Source organism: Grimontia sp. SpTr1, assembly GCF_947387585.1.
Taxonomy (GTDB): Bacteria; Pseudomonadota; Gammaproteobacteria; order Enterobacterales; family Vibrionaceae; genus Enterovibrio; species Enterovibrio indicus.
In genome coordinates this window covers 278952-303216 of record NZ_CANDOD010000003.1, presented here as the reverse complement: position 1 = coordinate 303216, position 24265 = coordinate 278952, and the positions used below count along the sequence as shown (strand labels likewise).

Here is a 24265-nt window from a genome sequence, read left to right as displayed (position 1 = left end):
AATGTTGAAGCGATAAGCGCTTCATACGAAATGAGGTAAACATGTTACGCCTGCTGTATTTGATGACATTAGTCGTGTGCTGTTTACCTCTCCTTCCCGGACTTGGCGGCGTGTTACTTTCAGCCGTCAGTTATCTTCCCGTTCTTGGATTAAGCGAACCCAACCTTGATGGTTGGCGCGCGATGCAAGAGTGGCCCGGCACTAACAAAGCCATTCAGCTCACCCTGTTTACCGGTATTGCCGCCTCTTTCTTTGCCGTACTGTTTACGTTTCTGATCCTTCAATCCTGCTGGGGAACCCGATTCTGGAAACGCATCGAGCAGTGGCTTTCTCCTTTGCTGGCCATGCCTCACGTCGCCTTTGCGATTGGCTTTGCCCTTACCTTTGCACCATCAGGTTGGTTATTCCGTTTTATCGCGCTGTTTACCGGACAAGAACAGCCCTACCACTGGTCGCTGGTTCAGGACAGCAGCGGTATTGGATTGATTCTGGCTTTGGCGGTGAAGGAAACCCCTTTCCTTTTGCTGATGAGCCTTTCTGTGCTTAAGCAAATGCAGGTAGACCGTTTGCTTGCAGCCTCACAAAGCCTCGGCTACAACCGCACCGCGGCATGGTTGAAAGTGGTGTTCCCACAATGGCTGCCGAAGATGCGTTTCCCAATTTATGCCGTGTTGGCTTACGGGTTATCTGTGGTTGATGTAGCGATGATTCTGGGTCCAACTTCGCCGACCACCTTTGCCGTGTTGGTGTGGCAATGGTTTAACGACCCTGACTTATCCATGCTGCCACGTGCAGCAGCGGGGGCGATTTCGTTATTCGTCCTCTGTTTCGGCACTCTGCTTTTATATCGCCTGTTCGAATATGTGCTGGTTAACGTTTGGCAGAACTGGCAGTTCAGCGGCAGCAAAACCTATTCACTGCCGGGGCGACACCTGTTTAAGTTCGTCGCCCTGCTGCCTTTTATGATGATTCCCCTGTTGCTGGTTTGGTCGTTCGCACTTCGCTGGCGCTTTCCAGACATTTGGCCGACGCGCATCAGCACCCGTTTTTGGGAACAGGAATCCAGTCATCTGATTGAGCTGGCGACCAACAGCCTGATTCTTGGCCTGATATCCGCGACGGTTGCGTTGATATTTGCCGTCGGGTGTCTGGAGTATCGCGACAAGTACCACAAATCACTACCGCAATTGGTTATTGCCGTGCCTATGCTGATCCCACAGTTATCGATTCTGTTCGGTATTCAGGTCGCGATATACATGTTACCGGGGCAATGGCACGTCCCGGCTACCATCTGGGCGCATATCCTGTTTGCCTTCCCTTATGTTTATCTCGCGTTGGATGGGCCTTGGAAATCGTTCGACCAGCGCCTTACACAAACCGCGCGCAGCTTGGGACACAGTCCGTTTAAAGCCTGGTGGCAGGTGAAACTGCCGATTGTCATTCCTGCGGTTTTGCTGGCTTGGGCTGTTGGTCTCAGTGTCAGCTTCGCCCAGTATCTGCCCACCCAACTGTTGGGCGCGGGACGTATTACCACCTTAACCACCGAAGCTGTCAGCCTAGCCAGCGGTCAGGACAGACGTATCAGCGCCGTGTATGGCCTGATTCAAGCCTTTCTGCCGCTTGTTTTCTTTGCCTTTGCGCTGGCTGCCAGCCGATTGGCTGACCCGCGCCGTCGCCTCGCCCGACATGATGAATCCAGAGAGTCTGTGAATGAGTTTGTCCGTACAAAACCTGACTATAAAATCTAATCAAGCCGCTTTGGTCACTGGCATATCATTCCTCGTCGAAAATGGGGATGTACTATCGATCATGGGGCCAAGTGGCTGTGGTAAATCCACCCTACTCAGCGCGATTGCCGGACATCTTTCCCCAGAATTTGATTGCGAAGGCGATATTCTGGTTAATGGCCAAAACATCCAATCACTCCCTGCTGAAAAGCGGGCGGTAGGGATTCTGTTTCAAGATGACTTGCTCTTCCCGCACCTCAATGTGTGGCAAAACCTCGCGTTTGGGCTGCCTGACACCATGAGCGCTGCCGAGAAAAAAGAACGAGCCTTGGCAACATTGAAAGAAATTGAACTCGCTGACATCGCCTTTAAAGCGCCAGACCAAATCTCCGGTGGCCAGCGTGCCCGCATCAGTTTAATGCGTACCCTGCTATCTCACCCCAAAGTCATCTTGCTGGATGAGCCTTTCAGCAAGCTGGATAAGCCACTTCGAAAGTCATTCCGCGCATTTGTGTTCAAGCAAATCAAAAACCGTAACATCGCGGCTGTAATGGTGACGCACGATGAGGATGACGTACCCATGGAGAGTACCTTGCTGCATTGGCCAAATAAAGAAAGGGAAACGACCTCGAAAGTGGGCTTTATGAATACGGAGCAGAACAATGCTTGATCGCTATTCCATCGCCGTTATCCGCTGGCCCTTAAAACAGGCCGCCAAGATCCCTGACAAAATCGGCCTCACTGCCAACCAAGTCACGGTGAGTGGCTTTCTGATCGGCTTGCTGGCGCTGCCTGCGATCGCTTACGAGTATTATTGGCTCGGTTTACTGTTTATCGCTCTGAACCGCATTTTTGATGGATTGGACGGTGCCTTGGCTCGACGACAAGGGATTACTGATGCAGGTGGGTTTCTGGATATCACGCTGGATTTCCTGTTCTATTCGATGATCCCGTTTGCTTTTGCATTGGCAAATCCCGAACAAAACGCAGTTGCTGCGACGTTCCTTGTTTTTTCCTTTATGGGGACAGGTTCCAGTTTCCTCGCGTTTGCCATCATGGCGAGTAAACGAAACATTGAAAACCCGGTTTATCAAAGTAAATCGCTTTATTACATTGGCGGTTTAACCGAGGGAACTGAAACCATTGCGTGCTTTGTGCTGTTTTGCTTGTTCCCCGTTTACTTTGCAGAAATTGCCTGGACGTTCGGTGCTCTATGCTGGATAACCACAGCCACACGTATTTGGGCGGGATATCAAACACTGAAAGAGAATCCACCTCAGGATAACGCGGGATGATCAATCCCGCGCCAGATTATTAATGGCAAATGCCAATGTATCGATATCAACTTGGCCGAAGAATCGATAACGACCGGAGTCAAAAACCCACGCAGGGCTACCTGGGATTTTTTCTTCCTCGGCATGCTTGATGTCACCGTAGACATCTGCCAAGGCTTTCCCCGTCAAAAAGTGCTCCATGATGTCTGGAGTCGCAAGGTGACACTCCTCAAGCACATCCTTTAACACTCCGTAGTGGCTGATATCCCTTGCATCGCGGAAAAATGCCTCACGGAGTGCATGTTCGAGTTCAACCGCGACCTCATTACCGGCAACAAACTGCACCGCTTTCAACGCTTGATGCGGCATCAATGAACTCGATGGACGGACTTTTCTCCATAAGTCAGGGTGAACGTCCAAGCCATCAAATTTCGCCATCAACCTTTCGGTGATTTCGGCATATTTCATGTACCCGCGTTCTCCCACTCCAATAGAATTCATCCGTTCGGGTACATTGGCATACAAGGCCAAATAATGATGCTGCCACTGCACATGGGAGTTATCCCAAAGATGCATGATTTTGTCGTTGTAATGCTGGCCAACCCAACCCCAAAAACAAAGCAAATCACTGTAGAAGTTAACCTGTACTGTCATGGAAAACTAATCCTTGTCACTGTGAAATGTTAAAGAACGCGTCTAAGCAATTGATTCAGCGCTTGGTTATCCCCACCTAAAGTCAGCCTTTCAATTGCAGCGTATTTTCTCAGGTAGATCTCAGGAGCCAGATCCCACTGGGTTCTGCGGGACACCCTTTCTTTGAGGAAGCCTTTTGTTGTTTCCAAATGGCCTTGCTCAACTTCAGCCTTGATCAGGTATTGATGCAGAATATCTTGTTGGGCATGGCTTCCACCCAGCTTCGCCATATCGTATCGAATTGGCGTTATCAAATTTGCAGCGTGGGCAAAATTGCCATCTTCAAAGGCTTCAATACCCGTAACCAGCTTTTGGGAAAGCTCATTTTCAGTGGGGTAACGCAGAGCATTTGGGTTACCTAGCTTTCCCTTCAATGACGAGATTGCCTCTTTTTCACCCGCACGATGGAGCACCATGGCGGAGTGAAGTTCAGTAAACAGGTAGATATAGTCTCCATAAGCATCCCGCACACCTTCGTAGAGCCGCTGCCAACGATCACCAACCTCAATACCCAAAAACTCCAAACGCTTGAGTAATGAAGCGCCGTTTTGAACACTCAAGTAGAAATTGGAAGGTTCAGGGTAAATATGGTGGTCAAGAAGGGAGAACACTTCATCAATATTGCCCTGCTCCAGGTGGAACAGCGCAAGGTGCCACCAGAGATGGCCGACGAACGCGTTATGGGTAGGTAACTGTTCTCTGCGTGACTCTATCCAGTCTATGCCCTCATCAGTGCGTGCATTCATTTCCAGCACATGAGCCAGAGAGTGGACGGCCCATACATCTGCAGGGTTTAGCTCAACCGCTCTGCGGGCATAATCTTCAGCTAGTTGGTACTCCCCAACCTCTTCAAGCGCAAAGCTGAAAGCACCGATAAAATAACCGTAGCCTGAAATATCTTCTCCCCAGTGAGGTGCGATTTTCGCGGCAGTATCAACCAATCGTTGTCTTTCACCAAACCAGAAAAGGTTACCTGTAGACTGTCGAAAAGCGACCAGATCCAGCGGCCACTCATTCAAAATACCTGCCCAGACTTCCAGAGCGGCTTTGATATCTCCCCGCTGATAAGCTTCTAGTGCAGAAATATGTTGTTGCTCTCGGCTATTGGTTTGTTTGACGAGGGAACGAATGGAAGTCAACACATCAGAAATGCCAGCCAATGATGAATAGCGCCCTTCACTCGCAATGCTATAGCCCTTCAAGACGTGGGCCATCACAAATTCTGGGTGTGCTTCCAGGATGGAATCTATTTTTTCCATGGCATTTGGGCGATAGTCGAAAATCCATTCCAATGCAGCTTCAAACTTTTTAACGCCAGCGTCATCTGTGCCTGTATATATCAATCCTCTGCTGTCTGTGCCCATCGTTTTTGTTCTCCCTAGTCAACGTTTAAGTGAGACTAGCGAGCCCAATGAAGGGTGACAAACTAGGATAATTTGCCTGCAGGGAAACGATTTGTTTGTGTCACTAAGCAAGGATGACAAACAAAAACGCCCGGGATTTCTCCCAGGCGTTTGATTTCAAATCTTGATTTAGAAAGATTGCGTAACGAGTTTGCTCTCTTCAATCATGGCGTTAATGACATCCTGACCGGAAGCTTCACTATCCAATCCGAAGGCGTTAACCATGTCTTCAATCGATGTTGATGCAAAGACCACTTGCTGATCCACCGTGTCACCGTCGGAAGCGACTGAAAGCACGGCTTCCCCATCGTCGTTTTCTTCCAGCGCAACGAGGTAGCTGCCTAGGTCTTCATCACTGATATCACCCAGCACATCGGCGAAATCAAGCACATCAAGCTCTGGTTCGTAATCCATGATGGTATCCACGGTTCCGACAGAGGCATCGCTTTGCAGGAACACAAACGTATCGGATCCTTCGCCACCATACATGTCATCCGAGCCTGCTCCGCCTGCGATCAGATCGTTGCCTAAGCCGCCATCAAGAATGTCGTTACCTGCATACCCGTTGATCTCATTGGTTTCATCACCACCATTGAGGTTGTCATTCAGCTCGGAACCTTCGATGACTTCCATGAGATCTCCGAGCGAAATATCAACATCTTCACCAGCATTGATATCCAGAGACATGTCTGCGGTATCGCCGAAGTCATTTTCCAGCTTCAGTTCAAAGTGTTCGATCTCTTCGCCCAGTGAAGCATCAGATGCCAGTTGGTAAACGTATTCACCTTCTGCATGGCGATCATCATCCGAGCCGTAAATGGTGAGCTCGCCGCGTTCAGTTTGAATCACCAGTGTACCATCTGGAATTTCGTAGACTGCGCCATCAATCTCGACAGTCTTCATATTCCAATTGCCGGAAGTGTCGGCTTCTGCCAGCAGGTTGCCAGTCACCAGGAAGTTACCGGCTGATTGCTCAACGATGCCTTCTTGGCTGAAGGTCGGCGCACCGTCATTGTTGAGTAGCGCTGAGAAATCCTCTTCACTGACAAATTCAAAGTTATCTTCGGAGAGATTTTGCAGCAGTGTGTCTTCCAACGTCAGCGTTTTGCTGCCCATGGTGATAACCACATCAACACCGACCTGCGCCATCGCAAGCGCGCCGAATGACAGCACATTGGTTGAACGCGAAATCACCACTTTGTCATCACGGGTGCTGAAATCTACGACGGTATCATTACCTTTACCGTCGTAAGCGACGGTATTGTTGCCGCTTCCAAGCTCCAGGCTATTCTCGCCACCGCCGCCGTAGACGATATCGCTGCCGCTACTACCTGAGAGCGTATCGTTACCCCAACCGCCAAGCATGATGTCATCATCACCGCCGCCGTTCAGGGTATCGTCGCCGCTGCCACCGACCAGCACATCGGCACCGGAGCCACCATAGAGGGTGTCATTACCATTATCACCCCAGACAATGTCGTCACCGTCGCTGCCATAGAGGGTGTCGTTACCTAATCCACCTTTGACGAAGTCATTTCCCTCACCACCGTATGCCAGGTCGTCGCCATCTCCGCCCTGGATGTTGTCATTACCATCATCACCCCAGATGGAGTCGTTGCCGTCACCACCTGAAAGAGAATCGTTACCGATACCACTTTTCAGGATGTCATTGCCGTCGCCGCCGTTGAGGACGTCATTGCCCTCAGCGCCGTAAAGCTCGTCGTTACCATCCCCACCATTGAGGACGTCGTCGCCCGTGCCAGCTTGCAGGATATCTGAGCCCTCGCCACCATTTAGGGTGTCATCGCCTTCATCGCCATACATGACGTCATTGCCCATGCCACCGTTCAGCGTATCGTTGCCGTCTTCCCCCGTGAGAATGTCAGCACCAAGACCGCCGTTCAGGACATCATTGCCAATGCCGCCTCGTACAGTATCTTGACCATCGCCACCATTGAGCACGTCATCGCCGACGTCGCCTTTGACATAGTCGTTTCCATCGCCGCCGTTGACGATATCATTGCCATCGCCGCCGTAGAGTTTGTCTGCGCCGGAGCCACCGTTTAGAACATCCGCCCCCGCACCACCGTAAAGTGAGTCTTCACCATTACCACCGTTGAGCACATCATCGCCCGACCCGCCGTAGGCAAGGTCGTTGCCATTTCCCGCATGTAACGTATCGTCGCCGCTGTCACCGCGAAGCGTGTCAGCGCCTAATCCACCATAGAGCTTGTCGTTGTCAGAACCGCCATAGAGCGTATCCGCGCCCCTCCCGCCGTATAAGGTGTCTTCGCCTGAGTCGCCTTTGAGTACGTCGCTTCCTCTTCCACCTTTAAGCGTATCGTTGTCTTTACCGCCGTTGAGCTCGTCGTTGCCTCTGCCGCCGTGCAGTAAATCTGCGCCATCGCCACCATGTAAGACGTCACGGCCTCTACCGCCGTTTAGGCTGTCATCACCCAAACCACCATTGAGTACATCAGCACCTCTGCCACCAAGCAGGGAATCATCACCAGCCCCGCCATCGAGAATGTCAGCACCGATACCGCCATTTAAGGAGTCATTACCTTCACCGCCGTTTAACGTATCATCCCCTCTACCGCCAAATAGAGTGTCTTCACCGTCCCCACCATCTAAAACGTCAGCACCTCTGCCACCTTTCAGATCGTCGTTTCCATCCCCACCACTGAGCGTGTCTTTTCCTCGACCGCCGAACAAGGTGTCTTCACCAACACCTCCCTCTAGAACGTCATCACCTCTGCCGCCTTTAAGTAAATCATCTCCGGTGCCACCATCCAAAATATCAGCACCGTTACCACCGTGGAGCGTGTCGTCACCAGACTCGCCATACAGTTCGTCTTTTCCGTTACCGCCATAAAGGGTGTCGGCATTACCTGAAAAGGTGACGGTTTCTCCGTCGACCTCTACCGTTTCATAGACTTGAACCAGAGAGATATTGTCGATCAGCGCGCCAAAGCTATCAGATTGACCTTCACCCGAAAAAGCAACCTTGATACTTTCTGTCCCCTCAGGCAGTAAAAGCAGACTGCTGAAAGATTCGTAGGCTTGATTTGATTGGTCGTTATCGAAATATTGGTAATACAGCACATCACCATCTTGATCCGTCACACTGACCGAAAAAGCACTGGTTGTGGTGTTACTACCACGATATCGGTTGGCATGGTCGAAACTGATTTCCATCGCCGCATCTTGTTGCGCCGAAATAGATGAAACATCGAATTGTTGGAAAACAGTCGCGTTTGCGGTGGAATCGAGTTCCATTACAGTGTTTGTCACATCATTGGCAGGACCGCCGCCAAAGCCACCCTGCTGGAGTTCCATCTTAATGTTGCCTTCGCTTTCCCAGCCAGGTACGTCTTCATCGTTGAGGAGGCTCCACATTCTCCTGCCATCGTCACCGTAAGATTCGAACCCGCCGTTGAGCACAAGGTTTGGCCCGCGTGTTGCTCCATCACCGTCATCGCCATAGAGCACATCAGCGCCTTGATTACCGCGCAGCACGTCGTTGCCCATGCCGCCTTTTAATTCATCATTGCCTCTGCCACCAGAGAGCGTGTCGTCTCCGGCATCGCCTTTCACATAGTCATTGCCACGGCCGCCATTCACAACATCGTCACCGTCGCCGCCGAATAGACGGTCTGCACCGCGGTTCCCATTAAGCACGTCATCTCCGCTGGCACCATACAACTCATCTGCACCTCTGCCACCGAAGAGTTGATCATCGCCACTGCCACCCTGCAGCAAGTCTTCGCCTTGGTTACCGTACAAGACGTCATTTCCATCTCCACCCCAAATGGAATCGTTACCTCGGCCACCAGAAAGCTCATCATCTCCAGTGCCGCCTTGAATAACATCAGCCCCGCGTCCACCGTCGATAACATCACTGCCGCTGCCGCCGTTTAGAACGTCATCACCATTTCCTCCGAAAATAGTGTCATTGCCTTCTTCACCAAACACCGTATCGTTACCACTGCCTGCATGGATGGTGTCGTTGTCGGTCTGTTCTATCGTTGTTGTTTGCGTAACGCCTATATTGAAAGTGACATCGTCGTAGTCTTTATCACCAAGACTCCAAATGTCTTCCCAGCCAGACGTTTCCCCGTCAAACGTCTCGTGATCCGCTCCGTCATCGTTCAATGACGCGTCGGAAACAAAGACCTCTACAGTGACACCATCTTGCGATACGGTGGGCCTTGAGGACGAAAAGTCCAGTTCAACGCTTCCTACATCAAAACCTCGGCTATAACCGTTGGGGATGAGGAACATACCGATGGTAGCGGCGTTAGAAGGAGTCGCAATGTCTAGAACTGTATCTTCTGCTGCTTTGGCATTATCTATGACGACTTCGGCTGAAAGCACTAAGCCATTTTCGTCCATGATGTAGTAGCCGAGACTGTTTCTAAATCCCGCTGAGGATTGAATATCTGAAAGGGTTATCCGGATGGAGCTATCAGGCTGGACATCGAACAATGTACTGTCCGGCGCGCCGTTTAGCGTGGTCTGCTGTGTCGTTGTTTCTCCAGTAGTCTCTGAGGTCCCGTTGCCAAAAATGACATCATCACCGCTTCCTGCACTGATATGATCATCGCCTAAACCACCGACGATATTGTCGATGCCAGACGTACCGCTTATCGTATCGTTGTCGACAGTGCCAACAATGTTATTTTCAGCCATAGTTTCGCCTCAGTATGTCTTTACTACTACTGGGTAAAAACTAGAAGCGAAAGTCGGATGACTCAAATATGAAAAATGCATCTCATTTTAAGAACTCCGCCCTGATGAGAGAGTTATAAGTAACAAGAGGCATATTGCTCTGTTTTTTCTGTGTTTTTTTCAAACAACGAAAGCAGCCTTATTTAACAATACGTTATGCGCTAAAAACCTTTTTATTTTGGGAATGAAGACGACGCTTGCTTTCTATACAAATTTTCGCAAACACTATACATATTTGGTTAAAAAGCATGAGGTAAGAGTGAACAACTAAATATCGCGAATTTTGTTTAGCGTGTGGTCAATTCTTATCTCCATTTCATCCTTGGGAATAGATGAGGCCAACATCTTCCGAGTGGCATTAATATCTAGTAAATTCAGAGCCATCCAAGACGCAAGATACTCTGCGGCCAGACATCCTCCGGCAGTGGCGATGTTGCTTGTAGAGGAAAATGATGAAGAGGAGAAAGAAAGCCCGGTAGCACTCACCAGAGATTCTGTCTTTAAATCTGTCGAAATAGAAACATCGCTTCCAATTATTCCCTTAGCAATAAGCAGTAAAACACCTGAGCATTGTGCACCTATATATTGGCGATCGGGGTCAAGTTGAAATGATGAAATAAAGGTCGAATTTTCAGCGTATTGATTAGAAAGCTTGCTGCTCCCAAATATCACACCGTCATATTCCTCTAGCCTTTCTAACGTTGGATTAGCCTGAATACGCAAACCATTCATTGAAACGACATTTGAATGCGTTGAAACAATTTCCGCAACCAAACCAAGATTGTTAAGTCGATTCAGCATTGTAAAAGCGATCATCGAATCCATTTCGTTAAAGCCATCCAAAGTGACGATAGCAACTTTTTTCAAAATGGCTTCCTCTTCATTAAAAAGTCCACAATAGATTTAGTACCCCAAAAGCCTAAGATGGAAAGCCAACTAAGCCCATTGTTTACGAATACTATTTAACCTTGGACAACAAAAAGGCCGCTTTTGATAGCGGCCTTTGATTTCAGTCGGAGTCGGCTTATTTGCCCATTTTCGACTGAATGTAGTTTTGAAGACCGATCATTTTGATCAGGCGAAGTTGCTTCTCCAGCCAGTACATATGGTCTGACTCAGTATCATCAAGAAGCTTCAGCAGGATTTCGCGTGTCTGGTAATCCTGCTTTTCTTCACACAGCGCAATCACGGTACGCAGCTCTGCAGCCACCATGTACTCGTATTTCAGATCGTTTTGCATCATCTCTTCAACGTCAGCACCGATCAGCAATTTTTCGCGCGTTTGAACGTCAGGTGTTCCTTCCAGGAAAAGGATACGGTTGATCAGAATGGATGCATGCTCACGCTCATCTTCAGATTCATGATTGATGCGCTCATACAGCTCATCCATACCCCAATCTTCGTACATGCGTGCGTGAACGAAGTATTGATCCATCGCAGACAGTTCATTTGTCAGCAAGCGGTTCAGACCATCAATGATTTCTTGATTACCTTTCATGCTTATTTCTCCATTTTCGCTTGCAGGTAGTTTTGCAGACCGGTCAGGCCAATCAGTTCAAGTTGAGATTCAATCCAGTCCAGATGCTCTTCTTCATCTTCAAGGATGTCGTTCAGCAACTCGCGGGTGACGTAGTCCTGCTTCTCTTCACAGATGGCAATTGCTTCTTTCAACTGAATCAACTGCTCTTCCAACATCACTTTGTCGCATTCGATCATTTCCTGAACTTCTTCGCCAATGCGAAGACGCTCCAGGTGCTGTAGGTTTGGTAAGCCTTCCAAAAACAGAATACGCTCGATCAATTTATCGGCGTGCTTCATGTCCTGAATAGATTTCTTGTATTCGGCTTTATTGAGCGCTTCAAAACCCCAATTGCCCAGCATTCTTGCATGGAGGAAGTACTGGTTAATTGCGGTGAGCTCGGAGGTGAGAATCTTATTCAGCTCAACGACAACGTCTTGATGACCTTTCATCGTGATGATCCTTTTATAACGCTGGTAATCCCAAAAGATGTGCCACATCCTAAGTGAAATTGAATTCAACAACAACCAGAAAAAGTCTTAATTTTCATAACATTAGTCAATGATAACCATTCCCATTTTTATTCACCTTTAGGTTACCGATTCACAATAATCCTTATACATTCCATGGCTTTACCAGCAAGTGTATGGAAAGACTGACCTTATTGAGGCTTTCCAGTTGGTGAAGGATTGTATTTCAGATCACTGAGTCGCAAAATGCAGCTGGTTTCCTTCCCTAACTATCTCTGAGAAAAATCATGAAATCCGACATGTATTCAAAATTTGCCCAGCAATATGACGAAGCAGTTCAAGGCAATATCTACAACGCGCTGTTTGAACGCCCTAACCTGCAAGCCATGCTTGAGCGCATTGAAGGAAAAACAGTGTTGGATTTAGGCTGTGGATCTGGCGTTTATGCGGATTACTTCTTGAGTGAAGGTGCTGCGTCTGTCACCTGCCTCGACTTCTCTGCTGAAATGGTCGACATCGTAAAGAATAAGTTTGGTCAGCATGTCTCGGCGTATGTTCAGGACCTATCAGAAGGCTTACCCAAAGAAGCTGATGGGCAATATGATGTCATCGTGTGTCCGTTGGTCATTCATTACCTGAAAGACCTCACCGCTCTATTCAGCGACATCTGCCGCGTGCTAAAGCCTGGCGGATACATGGTGTTTTCGACCCATCACCCGTTTGCTGACTTCGAGTGTTCAACAACGGGCAACTACTTTGATACCGAGCTAGTGCAAGAAGAATGGAACACAGTCGGTACACCAGTTCAAGTGACGTTTTACCGCCGACCCCTGGTTGAGATTGCCAATGCAATCACCAGTGCGGGGCTTTCTATCACCCAAATTTCGGAAGGACAGGTTTCAGAAGCCATCAAACAAGCCTGTCAGCAAACCTACGAGCGCTTAAGCAAAAACCCTAATTTTATTTTCATTAAGTGTGAGAAGTAGAAGAACTGAGTTGAGCGTTAGGCTCCACAACTCCCCACCACCACGCTCACCACATGCTCGACCTTCTCATCCAAATCTTTCCCTTCTGGAATTGGCTGCATGTCGAATACCTGAGGCCACACGAACATGCCGTTGAACAGACTTGAATAAGTTTGGGTCAGCAGTTCCAGTTTGATGGCTTTGATTTTCCCGGCCTTCTGCGCTTCATCAAACCAATGGTTCAGCGATTTATTGTTGTAGATTTTTGAAATGATTTGGCTAGCCATATCTGGCTGACGCAAGAACTCCATCAAGATGGTTCGGGTGAAAGGAATTCCATACTTACCATAAAGGTTTTCAACCTCATTTCGCGTAATCGTAGTGAGTTGCTCACTCAGGCTTTTGTCGACGTCAAATTCGTATCTTAGGCTTTCATCAATCGAAGACTGAATGATGGTCAGTACAGATTCAAACAGCACTTCCTTGCTTTCAAAATGACGGTAAAGCGTGCGCTTTGATACTTCTGCTGTTGTGCAGACGCGGTCCATATTCGCAGCCGCGAATCCATACTGGATAAACTCTTCTTTGGCTGCAGTAATGATCGCCAGGCGCTTTTGCTCTGAGCGTGTCATGGGCTCTCTCCTTTTCTCAACGCGACAAATCTACCAAGTTGGAATTAAAAAGTACACTTTTGAGTTTACCTCAATACAAAACACGCTTAAGATAAACTCCAGAGTTTACTTTTGGTTTTAATACCAACCCCAAAATTGTCTGATCAGACCGGCTTTGCAGGCCGGTCTCTTTGTGGAGTAGAACTACATGGTCGTCAACACGTTCGGCAAACCGTCATTCAAGCGCGGCGCGATTGCTACTTTGATCATCTCTTCTTTTCTTCTGGCAGGATGTGGCGAGAAAGCGGTTGAACAAGTCACCGCACCTGTCATCCAACCAGCCTTAACTGAGATCGTCGATACACAACAAGCCGCTGATCTCAGCTTTAACGGTGTTGTGCGCGCGGCTGAGCGCGCAGACATGGCCTTTCGCATTGGCGGCCGACTGACCAACATCTTCGTCAATGAAGGTGATGAAGTGAAAAAAGGCCAATTGCTGGCAATGCTGGATTCTCGCGATGCCAAAACAGCCTTGGAATCGGCAGAGCTTGAATTGAGAAACACCACACTGGAATACGAGCGTGCACAGGCTATTTATAAGAAAAGCCAGGCGATCTCCAAAGCCGATTTAGATGCGATTACCACGCGTTTTGATCTCACAAAGAACCGTGTTTCTGAAGCCAAACGCCAGCTGGAATACACCGAACTTCACGCACCGTTTGATGGCATTGTTGGCCGCAAAATGATGGATAACCACATTCAGGTTCAAGCCAATGAACCTGTGCTGACCGTGCATGACCTCAACGATTTGGAAGTGGTGATTAACATTCCTCATCAAGTCATGTTGTCTGGCGGTAACCGTACTAAAGCCATCGCAGAAATTTCTTCGATTCCGGGGCAAGCGTTCCCGCTGACACTGCGCACTTTTGCTACACAGGCAGATTCAGTGTCCCAAACCTATGCGGTCGTTCTTGGGCTTGAGCAGGTAAAAGGCTTCCGCGTTTTGCCGGGCATGGCTGTGAAAGTCATACCAGACACAAATGCTATTACTGACGAAGACACCCTTATCACCCTGCCGCTGACCGCCGTGGTTCCTGATAACCAAGGCAAGCAGTTCGTCTGGGTAGTCGGTCACGAAAACAAAGCTGAAAAACGTTATGTGGACGTGGGCGCGCTGATCAAAGACCGCATTGTCGTGAAGCAGAACTTGGCCCTTGGCGAACGCGTCATCATCGCGGGCGTTTCCAGCGTGAGAGAAGGCATGGAAGTGCGCCCTTACACTGACGAACGTACTGGAGCATAACAATGGATATCGCACGTTATACCATTGCCAAACGCACCAGTGTTTGGGTGCTGATCGCCCTCACTCTGATTGGCGGCTACATCAGCTACCTCAAACTCGGTCGTTTTGAAGATCCGGAATTTGTTATCCGTCAGGCGGTCATCGTCACCCCATATTCCGGTGCAACAGCACAGGAAGTCTCTGACGAAGTGACCGATGTTATCGAAGGCGCGGTGCAATCGCTTCAGGAAATCAAAGAGGTGAAATCCGTCTCCATGCAAGGCATGTCTGAGGTGACGGTTGAAATCAAACTCGAGTTCGCAAAAAGCAGTGCCGACCTCCAACAGGTTTGGGACAAACTACGCCGCAAGGTCTCAGACGCTCAAAGGCAGCTGCCTCCAGGCGCAGGCCCATCAATTGTTAACGACGATTTTGCGGATGTGTACGCCCTGTTCTTTGCCGTGACCGGAGAAGGATTCAGCGATAAGCAGCTGCAGGATTATGTCGATACCCTTCGCCGTGAAATCGTTCTGGTACCGGGTGTGGCAAAAACCGCGACCTTGGCGGAGCAGCAGGAAACCATCTTTGTTGAGATCTCCAGCGAACGTCTCGCGGAATTTGGCGTGTCTGCAGAGAAAGTCTTCCAAGTGCTGCAAAAGCAAAATCTGGTGACGGTTGCGGGCAGCATTGAAACCCAAGCGATGCGTATTCCGGTGATCCCAAGCTCCAACATTGATTCCGTTGCCGACCTGAAAAACCTGCAAGTTGCGGTTGGTGATAACAACACCGTGCTGCGTCTGGGTGATATCGCCAACATCGTGCGAGGTTACAAAGAACCTTCCACCATGCTGATGCGATACAACGGCGAGCGCGCGATCGGCTTTGGTATCTCGAATGTCACCGGCGGTAACGTCGTGGATATGGGTGATGCAGTCAAAGCGCGTCTGGCAGAGCTGGAAAGCCAGCGTCCGCTCGGCATGGAACTGAATGTTATCTCCATGCAGTCTGATTCGGTGCGTGATTCTGTCGCCAACTTTATCGACAACCTGATTGCTGCGGTTGCCATCGTATTTGTGGTGCTGCTGCTATTTATGGGCGTCCGTTCCGGTGTGATTATCGGCTTTGTCTTGCTGCTGACGGTCGCAGGCACGCTCTGCATCATGCTGATTGAAGATATCGCCATGCAGCGTATTTCGCTGGGTGCGCTGATCATCGCGCTTGGCATGTTGGTCGATAATGCCATTGTGGTCACCGATGGCATTCTGGTGCGATTGCAGCAAGAACCCGATGCAGACCGCAAGGTCGTGGTTTCAGACGTGGTGAACGCCACCAAATGGCCTCTGCTTGGCGGTACTGTCGTCGGTATCTGTGCATTCAGTGCGATTGGTTTGTCGCCATCAGACATGGGCGAATACGCGGGCTCGCTGTTCTGGGTGATCCTGTATTCCATGTTCCTGAGCTGGGTGTTTGCAGTTACCGTCACACCAATGCTGTGCCATGACTTTCTCAAAGTGAAGCCGTTAAAAGCCGATAAGAAACCGGGTCGTATGGTAACAGGTTACAAAGCTTTACTGACCTGGGTGCTGAAACGCCGCATCATCAGTTGTGCCCTGCTGTTCGGTACAATGGCTGCTGCGATTTGGGGCGTGCAATTCGTTCCACCGGGCTTTATGCCGGAATCTCAACGCCCTCAGTTCGTGGTTGATGTGTACTTGCCGCAAGGCTCAGACATCAAACGCACCGAAGCCGTTGTCGCAGACATCGAGAAAGACGTGAAAGCAAAAGAAGGCATTACCAATATCACCAGCTTCATTGGCGGTGGGGGCCTTCGCTTTATGCTGACCTACGCACCGGAAGCACGTAACCCGAGCTATGGCCAATTGCTGATTGATATCGACGACTACACCAAAATCGCCCCACTTCTAGGCGAACTGCAAAGCGAACTGGATGCGAAATACCCTGACGCTTCTATCAAGGTGTGGAAGTTTATGCTCGGCCGCGGCGGCGGTAAGAAAATCGAAGCTGGCTTTAACGGCCCTGACAGTGCGGTGCTGCGTCAACTGGCAGAGCAGGCAAAAGCCATCATGTTGGCCGACGATAACCTGATTGCAGTGCAAGACGATTGGCGTCAGCAAGTGCCGGTGCTTCGCCCTGTTTATTCTTCCGAAGAAGCGCAGCGTTTCGGCCTGACTATGCAGGAAATTAACCAGGCGATTGCCCAAACCCTGACCGGGCGTAACGTGGGTGTTTACCGTGAAGGTGATGATTTGATCCCGATTGTGGTGCGCGCGCCTGAAAGTGAACGCAACCACCAGCGTGCGATTGAAAACACTGAGGTATTCAGCCCAGCAGCAGGCTCCTTTATTCCGGTGAGCCAGTTAGTCGATTCTGTCGACGTGGTGTATCAGGATGCAATTCTTCGCCGAATCGACCGTGTGCCAACCATTCTGGTTCAGGCTGACCCTGTACCGGGTGTGCTGACAGCAGATGCGTTCAACGATGTCCGTAACAAGATTGAAGCCATTGACCTGCCAGCGGGCTACGAGCTCAAGTGGTACGGAGAATACAAAGCCTCGAAAGATGCCAACGAAGGTCTGGTGATTTCCGCGCCTTATGGATTTGCGGCGATGATTCTGGCGGTGGTCTTTATGTTCAACGCCCTACGCCAACCATTGGTAATTTGGCTGACTGCTCCACTGGCAGTGGTAGGTGTGACGGTCGGATTGATTGTGTTCCAGACACCATTTGAGTTTATGGCGATCCTCGGATTCCTGAGCTTGATTGGTATGATGGTGAAAAACGCCATTGTATTGGTTGATCAGGCAGACGTAGAAATCCGCGATGGTAAAACGCCTTACAACGCGATTATCGACGCCGCTCTCAGCCGCGCCCGTCCGGTATTGCTTGGCGCATTCACTACCATTCTGGGTGTTGCCCCACTCTTGATTGACCCTTTCTTCAAGAGCATGGCAGTGACCATTATGTTTGGTCTGCTGTTCGCGACCATCCTGACATTGGTGGTGATTCCGCTGTTCTATGCGATTTTCTTTAGGGTGAAAGTGGAGGCTGCTTAAAGCAGGCTGAAAGGAAATGCGAAGGGAGCCGAGTGGCTCCCTTTTTGTTTAGATAATGTTTCAATCAGTCCCCGCTTTTAGTGAACGGCTGCATTGATTTGCTAAATTTGAATTTATCTGCCACGTATCTCGCTGAGTTCTCAATGTACGGAAATACCGTGCTCTCATTGATATTCAATAGGTCTAATTCTTTCAGAATTTCCTCCTTATTCGCTACGGTAATTCTTGAAACCTTAAGTTCAGAAGTACCTTCTTCATCAAACACAGCATCTAAGCCAAACAAAAGAAACGCCCCAGATTGAGATGATATTCTATCGTTACTCTGTTTTCCTTTTACACAGATTATTTTTCGTAAGTCATCCGGAACTATGCTTGCCTCAAAGAATGGCTTTTCTTCTCTAATGAAGTGCAACAGTCGCTTAATTGGCGCTTGTTCATTAAATCCTATGTCTGAAAAACTTATAGACTCTTTTTCAGATTGCGGCAAACGCGCCAAGTTAGCGATACAACTCGCCACATCGGAGTCAAAGTATTTAATGTCTCTTCTTTTCATTGAAAAAACAATGACCTCTCCATCATCGTTGATAGATGACTTACATGCAAAGTAGAGTGCAATTAGAGGATTAGAAGTTATGTCGAGCAATCTTGTTGGTAATGAGTAATGTTGCATCCTCACAAGGCTATCAAGCGTGTAAACGTCTGATTGAAAGTCAGCGGAATTAGAGACCAATAGTTCTCTATATAAAATATGCTCATTATCCTTGTAAAGGTAATTACCTTCTTCATCCTTTCTGAAAAGAGATGGTTCTAACTTGTATTTCTTCTTATTTGAGTGACCTCGATAAAACACTTCGTAACCGTCTGTCTGCTCAAGGCCCAAAACCTTGCCAATAAAACCTTGTACCTTAGTTACCTTAGGGTTTGAGGATTTTTCAGAGATAGGGAACTCTTGCTTAATTACTTTTGTTTGCTTGTCCAGTTCGAGGATTCCTTGATCCCGTAGTCTCTGGAAAAGATCTTCATCTTTGACCGCCCAATGAGTCCTATTCATTTCCCAACCACGGATATCTAATAATGTGGCGATTGGAAAGATTTTTATAAATGGGATTGGCTTTATGTCATGATCAAATTTAAATTCAATTAATAGACTACGGCCGCGCTCTTTAATTGATGTCAAATAGCCAATCCGAACCTCTGAATCTCCCCCTTCATATGCAAATAGACATGGATAACTTTTTAAATTTTCAATATGAGAATCGCTTAACTCTTTTAAAGCCGACGCAATACTCTCATTCGTATATTCAAGAAATCGACTTTTGTCATACTCATAGAAGCCTCCATCCCAAGCTCCATACTGTGCGGTTACTAATAGGTTGTACATGGGATGTTTGACTCCTCAAAAGTTTTCAGTGTGGAAAGTCCTATAGTGGGGTGTTAAAGACCCCACTTGGGAGATTTTTATTCAATGCCAGTGTTGGATGTAGCCATAGTCTCTTGGCTTAAATATATTATCATCAGTAATACGTGAGATAACAGCAGCATAGGCGAAAAATGTATGTTTCTGAAAACTTCACGATTCCCAAAGACGACAGGCACATCAAAACACTTCCAGTTCCATAAACCCTAGCGTATATATTGCTGATGAAAGTAGGAGCACTGACAATGCACCTCTCAAGCGTTCCCTCTCCCTTTTCCAATAAAAGTAGACTTATCAGTCTGAACACGTATGATCTCGGGTAATGTTTAACAGAAACAAGCTAAATGCTTGTTTGTAAAAGATTTAATCATGATCAGAGAAGCAACACTTACTCCATACAGTAGATGGGTCAAGCCTTTGGTGTCAGAAGTGGCCGAAGTGATCAACCTATTAAAAGACAGCGGCTACGATTCCAATCAATTAGTTAGCGTAACAGGCATACAGCAAAAGAACATCAATGCGTGGACGGCGCGTTATAAGAACGAACCTGACAACGTTTCAACCATCCCTTATCCATGCTGGTGCTTCTTGTGCGGGCTCGCTGGCAAGCCGAATATCCAAAGCGCCGGTGAAGTGATTGAAGTTAACGTAAGAAGAGTGCTTTCTTATTTTAAACCGACGGCTTTCAGGCCTAATGACAAGTTTGTGTGCCCCACCAGTGAGCAGTTCTGTAATCTGATAGATAACGATAATTACGAAGCGCTGACCACCGAAAAGCTGTCAGAGGTATTTAATTGGAATGCCAATAACTTTGCTCGTAGTATTGCAAACGGTTCATTGCCGTTCCTGAACTGGAGCCTGATCGTGATGAGCTTGGGCATCGATATTCAAAAGATGATCCTAAAAGAGCTGCAAGGTCCAGTATCACTGGACGAATGTGATTGAGCCTCGGCCAACGATTCAATCACCGCAAAAACAAAAAGGCGCTATCAAACCCTCGTTTGATAGCGCCTTTTTCTTTAGAGCTTCATAAGCCCAGCAATAACATTTGGCTTAATGTCAGGTTTCGCGCTTAGTCAATGTCGCAGTCAGTACAGCTTTGCAGTGCGACTTCATGTTCAAACACGGCTTTGTCACTGCCGTCAGCGAGGAGCTCTGCGATTTCATCTTCAACTTCTTGCTCATCTTCCGCTTTAACTTGATTCGCGAGTTCTTCTTCCGAGTAGCCAAAGAAGTTCAACAGCAAGTAATCGCGCGCTTCTTCTTTTGTGCAAGTCACGTTCACTGAAAGATCAGGTTCAACCTTGCCTTGCGCAATAATCGCTGCGATTTGGGCGACAGCATCGTCTTTCATCGCTGAGGTTAACCAACCAAGATCAGTACTTACTGTGGTATTTTTGCAGTTAAAACAAGGCAGTTGGTGAAAGTAATATTGAAAATCAGTCATGGTCATTGTTCTTTCCGTGTTTTGTCGCACGATTATGATCATTTTCTGGCAAAATACTACCTGTATACCCCAATTAATAAGGCCAAACCCAATGTCTAATGTCGTTCAGTTTCCTCAGTTCGGTGGTAATAAGAAGGCTAAAAGTTCCTCATCAGCCAATTCACCTAGTCCGAAGGAATTAAGGGAACAGGCGGCATTGAACCAAGAGAATCAATGCTACTTTTGCGGCACGCGTAAAGAACCCAAAGACTTGCACTGGCTTAATCAGGTTGGTTTTAAGCCGAAGACCCATGTTGTCTGCGGTACATGCAGCTCTGAGGCAAAATCACATTCAATGGATGAACTGCGGATCATCCTTGCGCTGAAGGCAATGGACTTCAGAACCATTAAAATGAAGCAGTACCTTGAGTTAAGGGAAAAAGGCGTTCGTATAGACGGTGTCAGTGAATACAAGTTCCACTTTGAAACACTTGAGTGATGATGACCATGAGCCAAAAGGGAGCCAATCGGCTCCCTTCCTATTCCAAATGATCAACCGACCCTAGCGCTGCAACACCCTTTCAATCTCATTCAGGCTGGATGGATCATCTATCGTTGAAGGCACCACATATTGCTCACCATCGGCGATTTGGCGCATGGTTCTGCGCAGGATTTTACCGGAACGTGTTTTTGGCAATCTGTCGACAACCAAGGCCAGCTTGAAGCAAGCCACTGCGCCGATTTCTTCCCGTACTTTGGCGACAAGCTCTCCAGCCAATTGGTCTGAAGCTATGTCGACGCCGTCTTTCAGCACCACAAAGCCGACGGGAAGCTGCCCTTTTAGCTCGTCGTGAATACCGATGACCGCACATTCAGCCACCGCAGGGTGTGCACCGACAATCTCTTCCATTTCACCGGTTGAGAGGCGATGCCCGGCGACGTTTATCACGTCATCGATGCGGCCCATGATAAAGAGATAGCCCTCTTCATCTAAGTAACCGCCATCACCAGACACATAGTAGCCGGGGAATTGGCTAAGGTAGCCCGTCTCGAAGCGGTCGTGATTGCGCCATACCGTCGGCAAACAGCTCGGCGGCAACGGCCGTTTTAGTGCCACATAACCTTGCTGGTTGGCTTGAAGACTATTACCAAGGGCATCGAGTATTTCGACTTGATATCCCGGTGTCGGCTTGGTCGATGAACCGGCTTTCACTGGCATTACCTCAATACCCATTGGGTCACAGGCAATCGCCCAGCCTGTCTCGGTTTGCCACCAATGATCAATCACGGGTTTTCCGGTCTTTTCAACGACCCAATCGTAGGTTGGCGGGTCGAGCCTTTCACCTGCCATAAAGATGGATTTCAGCGAACTTAAATCGTACTCATTGACGTAGTTCCCTTCCGGATCTTCTTTCTTGATCGCACGGAAAGCGGTCGGCGCAGAGAAAAGGACGTTTACGCCATAGTCTTGGCATACTCGCCAGAACGCACCGGGATCAGGCGTTCGAACGGGCTTGCCCTCGAACAGAATGGTGGTGCATCCGTGGATCAGTGGCGCGTAAACAATATAGGAATGTCCCACTACCCAGCCAACATCGGACGCTGCCCAAAACACACCATCTTGCGGCATGTCATACACGGCTTTCATGGAGTATTTCATCGCGACTGCATGACCGCCGTTATCGCGCACTACGCCCTTGGGTTTGCCCGTGGTGCCAGAGGTGTAAAGGATATAAAGCGGATCGGTGGCGAGCACAGGCACACAGTCATGAGGCTGCGCCGTTTCATAAGCAGTTTGCCAATCCACATCGCGCTCTTGGTCTAACGACGCTTCACATTCAGGGCGCTGAAGCACGACTACCTTTTCCGGTTTCCAGCGGCTGTCCATGATGGCTTTATCAACCAGTGGTTTATACGGAATCACTTTGCTGACTTCGATGCCGCAAGAAGCCGTCATCAGCACTTTTGGCTCGGCATCTTCAATGCGAACCGCCAGTTCGTTAGGTGCAAACCCACCAAAGACCACGGAATGAATCGCGCCTAATCTAGCACAGGCCAACATCGCCATGGCGGCTTCCGGCACCATCGGCATGTAAATCACCACGCGGTCGCCTTTCTCAACGCCCATTCCAGCGAGCATACCCGCGATTTTTGCCACTTGGTCGCGCAGTTCAAAGTAGCTGTAGGCTTGTCTTTTCGCTGTGACTGGGGAGTCGTAGATCAGCGCGGTTTTGTCGCCGCGCCCGTTTTCGCAATGGTAATCCAAAGCCAGCCAGGCGGTGTTCATCACACCATCCGGGAACCAACGTTCAATGCCATTTTCATCGCTGGCCAGAATGGTTTTCGGCTTTTCAAACCAGTCCAATTGTTCTGCTTGCTCACGCCAGAAGGCTTCTGGCTCGGTTTGCGCTTTCAAGTATTCCTGTTGATAGCCAGACATATTGATTCCTCCAAAATGTCTTTCTGAGCGCGTTAGCTTTCGCCGCGCTCGTTCGCTTCTAGAACGCTGGAAGGCACATGAACGCGTCCCTCCATCAAAATGCGGGCACTGCGGCTCATGATTGCCTTTTCAACCCACCAGCCTTCGGGCTTGAGATGTGCCTTCGCCCCGACTTTTAAAGTGCCGGAAGGATGACCAAAAACCACGTTTTCCCTTTCTCCACCGCCAGCCGCCAAGTTAACGATGGTGCCCGGCACACAGGCTGCTGCTGCAATGGCCACGGCTGCTGTTCCCATCATGGCGTGGTGTAATTTGCCCATCGACAAGGCGCGGACGAGCACATCGTTTTCGGCTGCTTCCACCTTTTTCCCGCTGGAACTCAGGTAGCTTTTAGGCGGGGAAACGAATGCAATCTTCGGTGTGTGCTGGCGGGTTTGGGCATCTTCCACGGTTTGGTTTAAACCCATTTGAATGGCGCCATAAGCGCGGATTTTTTCAAACCTCGCCAATGCTTCCGCATCATTGTTGATGGCGTCTTGAAGCTCTGTGCCTTCATAGCCAAGCTCTGACGCATCAAGGAAGATGGTCGGGATACCTGCATTGATAAATGAAGCGCGGAATGAGCCGATTTCCGGCACTTCCAACGTGTCGATAAGGTTGCCTGTCGGGAGCAGAGAACCCGGCGCACCCGCAGGATGAAGAAATTCCACTGGCACTTCGGCGGCAGGAAAGGTCACGCCATCGAGTTCGAAATCGCCCGACTCCTCCACTTCCCCGTCACGCATTGGCACGTCAACCACCAAGGTTTTGCCGATGTTGGCTTGCCAGATACGCACCGAGATAACGCCGTTATCGACCATGCGCTCTTTGGTAATCAATCCCGCATGCACGGCAAATGGCCCGACCGCTGCTGAAAGATTGCCGCAGTTACCGCTCCAATCGACGAAGGGTTTGTCAATTGCGACCTGACCAAACAGGTAATCAACATCGTGGTCGTCGCGAGTACTTTTAGACACAATCACGGTTTTGCTTGTGCTGGACGTTGCGCCGCCCATGCCATCAATCTGTTTGCTGTAGGGATCAGGGCTGCCAATCACCCGCATCAGAATGGCATCTCGCACCGCGCCCGGTGATTGCGCTTCAACAGGTAAATCTGTCAGCCTGAAAAAGACGCCTTTACTGGTGCCACCTCGCATGTAGGTGGCAGGAATTTTCAAATTCTTACTCATGCTC

Annotated in this window: 19 protein-coding genes; 8 read left to right on the top strand and 11 right to left on the bottom strand. The window is 49.0% G+C overall.

Annotated features, from left to right (window positions below):
* The first annotated feature begins 41 nt into the window (after window positions 1-41).
* Genes QL223_RS08065 through QL223_RS08055 form a run of 3 tightly spaced genes read left to right on the top strand, consistent with a single transcriptional unit; the run spans window position 42 to window position 3022 of the window.
* Entirely contained in the window at window positions 42-1748 is a 1707-nt protein-coding gene (locus QL223_RS08065) for an ABC transporter permease subunit (RefSeq protein WP_281544422.1), read from the top strand.
* Window positions 1711-2397: an ATP-binding cassette domain-containing protein gene (locus QL223_RS08060; RefSeq protein WP_281544421.1), complete on the top strand. Its 687-nt coding sequence runs from the start codon at window positions 1711-1713 to the stop codon at window positions 2395-2397. The genes QL223_RS08065 and QL223_RS08060 overlap by 38 nt, the downstream gene beginning before the upstream one ends.
* Window positions 2390-3022, top strand: coding sequence for a CDP-alcohol phosphatidyltransferase family protein (locus QL223_RS08055; RefSeq protein ID WP_281544420.1), 633 nt, complete (start codon window positions 2390-2392; stop codon window positions 3020-3022). The genes QL223_RS08060 and QL223_RS08055 overlap by 8 nt, the downstream gene beginning before the upstream one ends.
* Here the strand turns inward: QL223_RS08055 and QL223_RS08050 are convergent, their stop codons facing one another.
* The 6 genes from QL223_RS08050 to bfr (QL223_RS08025) form a co-directional block, all read right to left on the bottom strand.
* Window positions 3023-3655 (bottom strand): DsbA family protein, encoded by a 633-nt coding sequence (locus tag QL223_RS08050; protein WP_281544419.1) that lies wholly within the window; start codon window positions 3653-3655, stop codon window positions 3023-3025. It abuts the gene before it with no gap.
* Window positions 3656-3684: 29 nt separating this feature from the next.
* Window positions 3685-5058, bottom strand: a complete 1374-nt coding sequence (locus QL223_RS08045) for a tetratricopeptide repeat protein (RefSeq protein ID WP_281544418.1) — start codon at window positions 5056-5058, stop codon at window positions 3685-3687.
* 168 nt (window positions 5059-5226) lie between these two features.
* Window positions 5227-9789, bottom strand: a complete 4563-nt coding sequence (locus QL223_RS08040; RefSeq protein WP_281544417.1) for a calcium-binding protein — start codon at window positions 9787-9789, stop codon at window positions 5227-5229.
* A gap of 306 nt (window positions 9790-10095) precedes the next feature.
* A complete protein-coding gene (locus tag QL223_RS08035) occupies window positions 10096-10695 on the bottom strand; it encodes a DJ-1/PfpI family protein (RefSeq protein WP_052737546.1) in 600 nt (199 codons plus the stop codon).
* A gap of 157 nt (window positions 10696-10852) precedes the next feature.
* On the bottom strand, window positions 10853-11326 hold the full coding sequence (gene bfr / locus QL223_RS08030) for a bacterioferritin (protein WP_002535113.1): 474 nt from the start codon (window positions 11324-11326) through the stop codon (window positions 10853-10855).
* A 2-nt stretch (window positions 11327-11328) separates the two neighbouring features.
* Entirely contained in the window at window positions 11329-11799 is a 471-nt protein-coding gene (gene bfr / locus QL223_RS08025; protein ID WP_002535112.1) for a bacterioferritin, read from the bottom strand.
* 317 nt (window positions 11800-12116) lie between these two features.
* On the opposite strand from bfr (QL223_RS08025), the gene QL223_RS08020 reads away from it, so the two are divergent.
* Entirely contained in the window at window positions 12117-12803 is a 687-nt protein-coding gene (locus QL223_RS08020) for a class I SAM-dependent methyltransferase (protein ID WP_281544416.1), read from the top strand.
* Window positions 12804-12820: 17 nt separating this feature from the next.
* Here QL223_RS08020 and QL223_RS08015 read toward each other — a convergent pair whose 3' ends face one another.
* On the bottom strand, window positions 12821-13414 hold the full coding sequence (locus QL223_RS08015) for a TetR/AcrR family transcriptional regulator (protein ID WP_002535109.1): 594 nt from the start codon (window positions 13412-13414) through the stop codon (window positions 12821-12823).
* 187 nt (window positions 13415-13601) lie between these two features.
* Between QL223_RS08015 and QL223_RS08010 the strand changes: the two genes are divergently transcribed.
* Together QL223_RS08010 and QL223_RS08005 are read left to right on the top strand one after the other, a co-directional pair.
* Window positions 13602-14696 (top strand): efflux RND transporter periplasmic adaptor subunit, encoded by a 1095-nt coding sequence (locus tag QL223_RS08010; RefSeq protein ID WP_281544415.1) that lies wholly within the window; start codon window positions 13602-13604, stop codon window positions 14694-14696.
* 2 nt (window positions 14697-14698) lie between these two features.
* Entirely contained in the window at window positions 14699-17749 is a 3051-nt protein-coding gene (locus QL223_RS08005; protein WP_281544414.1) for an efflux RND transporter permease subunit, read from the top strand.
* 64 nt (window positions 17750-17813) lie between these two features.
* Here the strand turns inward: QL223_RS08005 and QL223_RS08000 are convergent, their stop codons facing one another.
* On the bottom strand, window positions 17814-19130 hold the full coding sequence (locus QL223_RS08000) for an FRG domain-containing protein (RefSeq protein WP_281544413.1): 1317 nt from the start codon (window positions 19128-19130) through the stop codon (window positions 17814-17816).
* A 405-nt stretch (window positions 19131-19535) separates the two neighbouring features.
* Between QL223_RS08000 and QL223_RS07995 the strand changes: the two genes are divergently transcribed.
* On the top strand, window positions 19536-20111 hold the full coding sequence (locus QL223_RS07995) for a hypothetical protein (protein ID WP_281544412.1): 576 nt from the start codon (window positions 19536-19538) through the stop codon (window positions 20109-20111).
* Window positions 20112-20238: 127 nt separating this feature from the next.
* Here the strand turns inward: QL223_RS07995 and QL223_RS07990 are convergent, their stop codons facing one another.
* Complete coding sequence (locus QL223_RS07990; protein ID WP_281544411.1) at window positions 20239-20613, bottom strand: hypothetical protein; 375 nt, start codon at window positions 20611-20613, stop codon at window positions 20239-20241.
* A gap of 91 nt (window positions 20614-20704) precedes the next feature.
* Between QL223_RS07990 and QL223_RS07985 the strand changes: the two genes are divergently transcribed.
* On the top strand, window positions 20705-21091 hold the full coding sequence (locus QL223_RS07985) for a hypothetical protein (protein ID WP_281544410.1): 387 nt from the start codon (window positions 20705-20707) through the stop codon (window positions 21089-21091).
* Between the two features lie 63 nt (window positions 21092-21154).
* Here the strand turns inward: QL223_RS07985 and QL223_RS07980 are convergent, their stop codons facing one another.
* Both QL223_RS07980 and prpF read right to left on the bottom strand, forming a co-directional pair.
* Window positions 21155-23032 (bottom strand): propionyl-CoA synthetase, encoded by a 1878-nt coding sequence (locus tag QL223_RS07980; protein WP_281544409.1) that lies wholly within the window; start codon window positions 23030-23032, stop codon window positions 21155-21157.
* A gap of 32 nt (window positions 23033-23064) precedes the next feature.
* The gene (prpF, locus tag QL223_RS07975; RefSeq protein WP_281544408.1) at window positions 23065-24261 is read right to left on the bottom strand and encodes a 2-methylaconitate cis-trans isomerase PrpF; all 1197 of its coding nucleotides are present in this window, start codon (window positions 24259-24261) and stop codon (window positions 23065-23067) included.
* Window positions 24262-24265 lie beyond the last annotated feature (4 nt).

Excerpts from the sequence above, each read along its gene's own strand:
- QL223_RS08050 (WP_281544419.1), bottom strand. The coding sequence starts at position 3,655 with ATGACAGTACAGGTTAACTTCTACAGTGATTTGCTTTGTTTTTGGGGT.
- bfr (WP_002535113.1), bottom strand. The coding sequence starts at position 11,326 with ATGAAAGGTAATCAAGAAATCATTGATGGTCTGAACCGCTTGCTGACA.
- QL223_RS07990 (WP_281544411.1), bottom strand. The coding sequence starts at position 20,613 with ATGACTGATTTTCAATATTACTTTCACCAACTGCCTTGTTTTAACTGC.
- QL223_RS08015 (WP_002535109.1), bottom strand. The coding sequence starts at position 13,414 with ATGACACGCTCAGAGCAAAAGCGCCTGGCGATCATTACTGCAGCCAAA.
- QL223_RS08010 (WP_281544415.1), top strand. The coding sequence starts at position 13,602 with ATGGTCGTCAACACGTTCGGCAAACCGTCATTCAAGCGCGGCGCGATT.
- bfr (WP_002535112.1), bottom strand. The coding sequence starts at position 11,799 with ATGAAAGGTCATCAAGACGTTGTCGTTGAGCTGAATAAGATTCTCACC.
- QL223_RS08020 (WP_281544416.1), top strand. The coding sequence starts at position 12,117 with ATGTATTCAAAATTTGCCCAGCAATATGACGAAGCAGTTCAAGGCAAT.
- QL223_RS07980 (WP_281544409.1), bottom strand. The coding sequence starts at position 23,032 with ATGTCTGGCTATCAACAGGAATACTTGAAAGCGCAAACCGAGCCAGAA.
- QL223_RS08065 (WP_281544422.1), top strand. The coding sequence starts at position 42 with ATGTTACGCCTGCTGTATTTGATGACATTAGTCGTGTGCTGTTTACCT.
- QL223_RS08040 (WP_281544417.1), bottom strand. The coding sequence starts at position 9,789 with ATGGCTGAAAATAACATTGTTGGCACTGTCGACAACGATACGATAAGC.
- QL223_RS07995 (WP_281544412.1), top strand. The coding sequence starts at position 19,536 with ATGATCAGAGAAGCAACACTTACTCCATACAGTAGATGGGTCAAGCCT.
- QL223_RS08045 (WP_281544418.1), bottom strand. The coding sequence starts at position 5,058 with ATGGGCACAGACAGCAGAGGATTGATATATACAGGCACAGATGACGCT.
- QL223_RS08060 (WP_281544421.1), top strand. The coding sequence starts at position 1,711 with ATGAGTTTGTCCGTACAAAACCTGACTATAAAATCTAATCAAGCCGCT.
- QL223_RS08000 (WP_281544413.1), bottom strand. The coding sequence starts at position 19,130 with ATGTACAACCTATTAGTAACCGCACAGTATGGAGCTTGGGATGGAGGC.
- QL223_RS07985 (WP_281544410.1), top strand. The coding sequence starts at position 20,705 with ATGTCTAATGTCGTTCAGTTTCCTCAGTTCGGTGGTAATAAGAAGGCT.
- QL223_RS08055 (WP_281544420.1), top strand. The coding sequence starts at position 2,390 with ATGCTTGATCGCTATTCCATCGCCGTTATCCGCTGGCCCTTAAAACAG.
- prpF (WP_281544408.1), bottom strand. The coding sequence starts at position 24,261 with ATGAGTAAGAATTTGAAAATTCCTGCCACCTACATGCGAGGTGGCACC.
- QL223_RS08005 (WP_281544414.1), top strand. The coding sequence starts at position 14,699 with ATGGATATCGCACGTTATACCATTGCCAAACGCACCAGTGTTTGGGTG.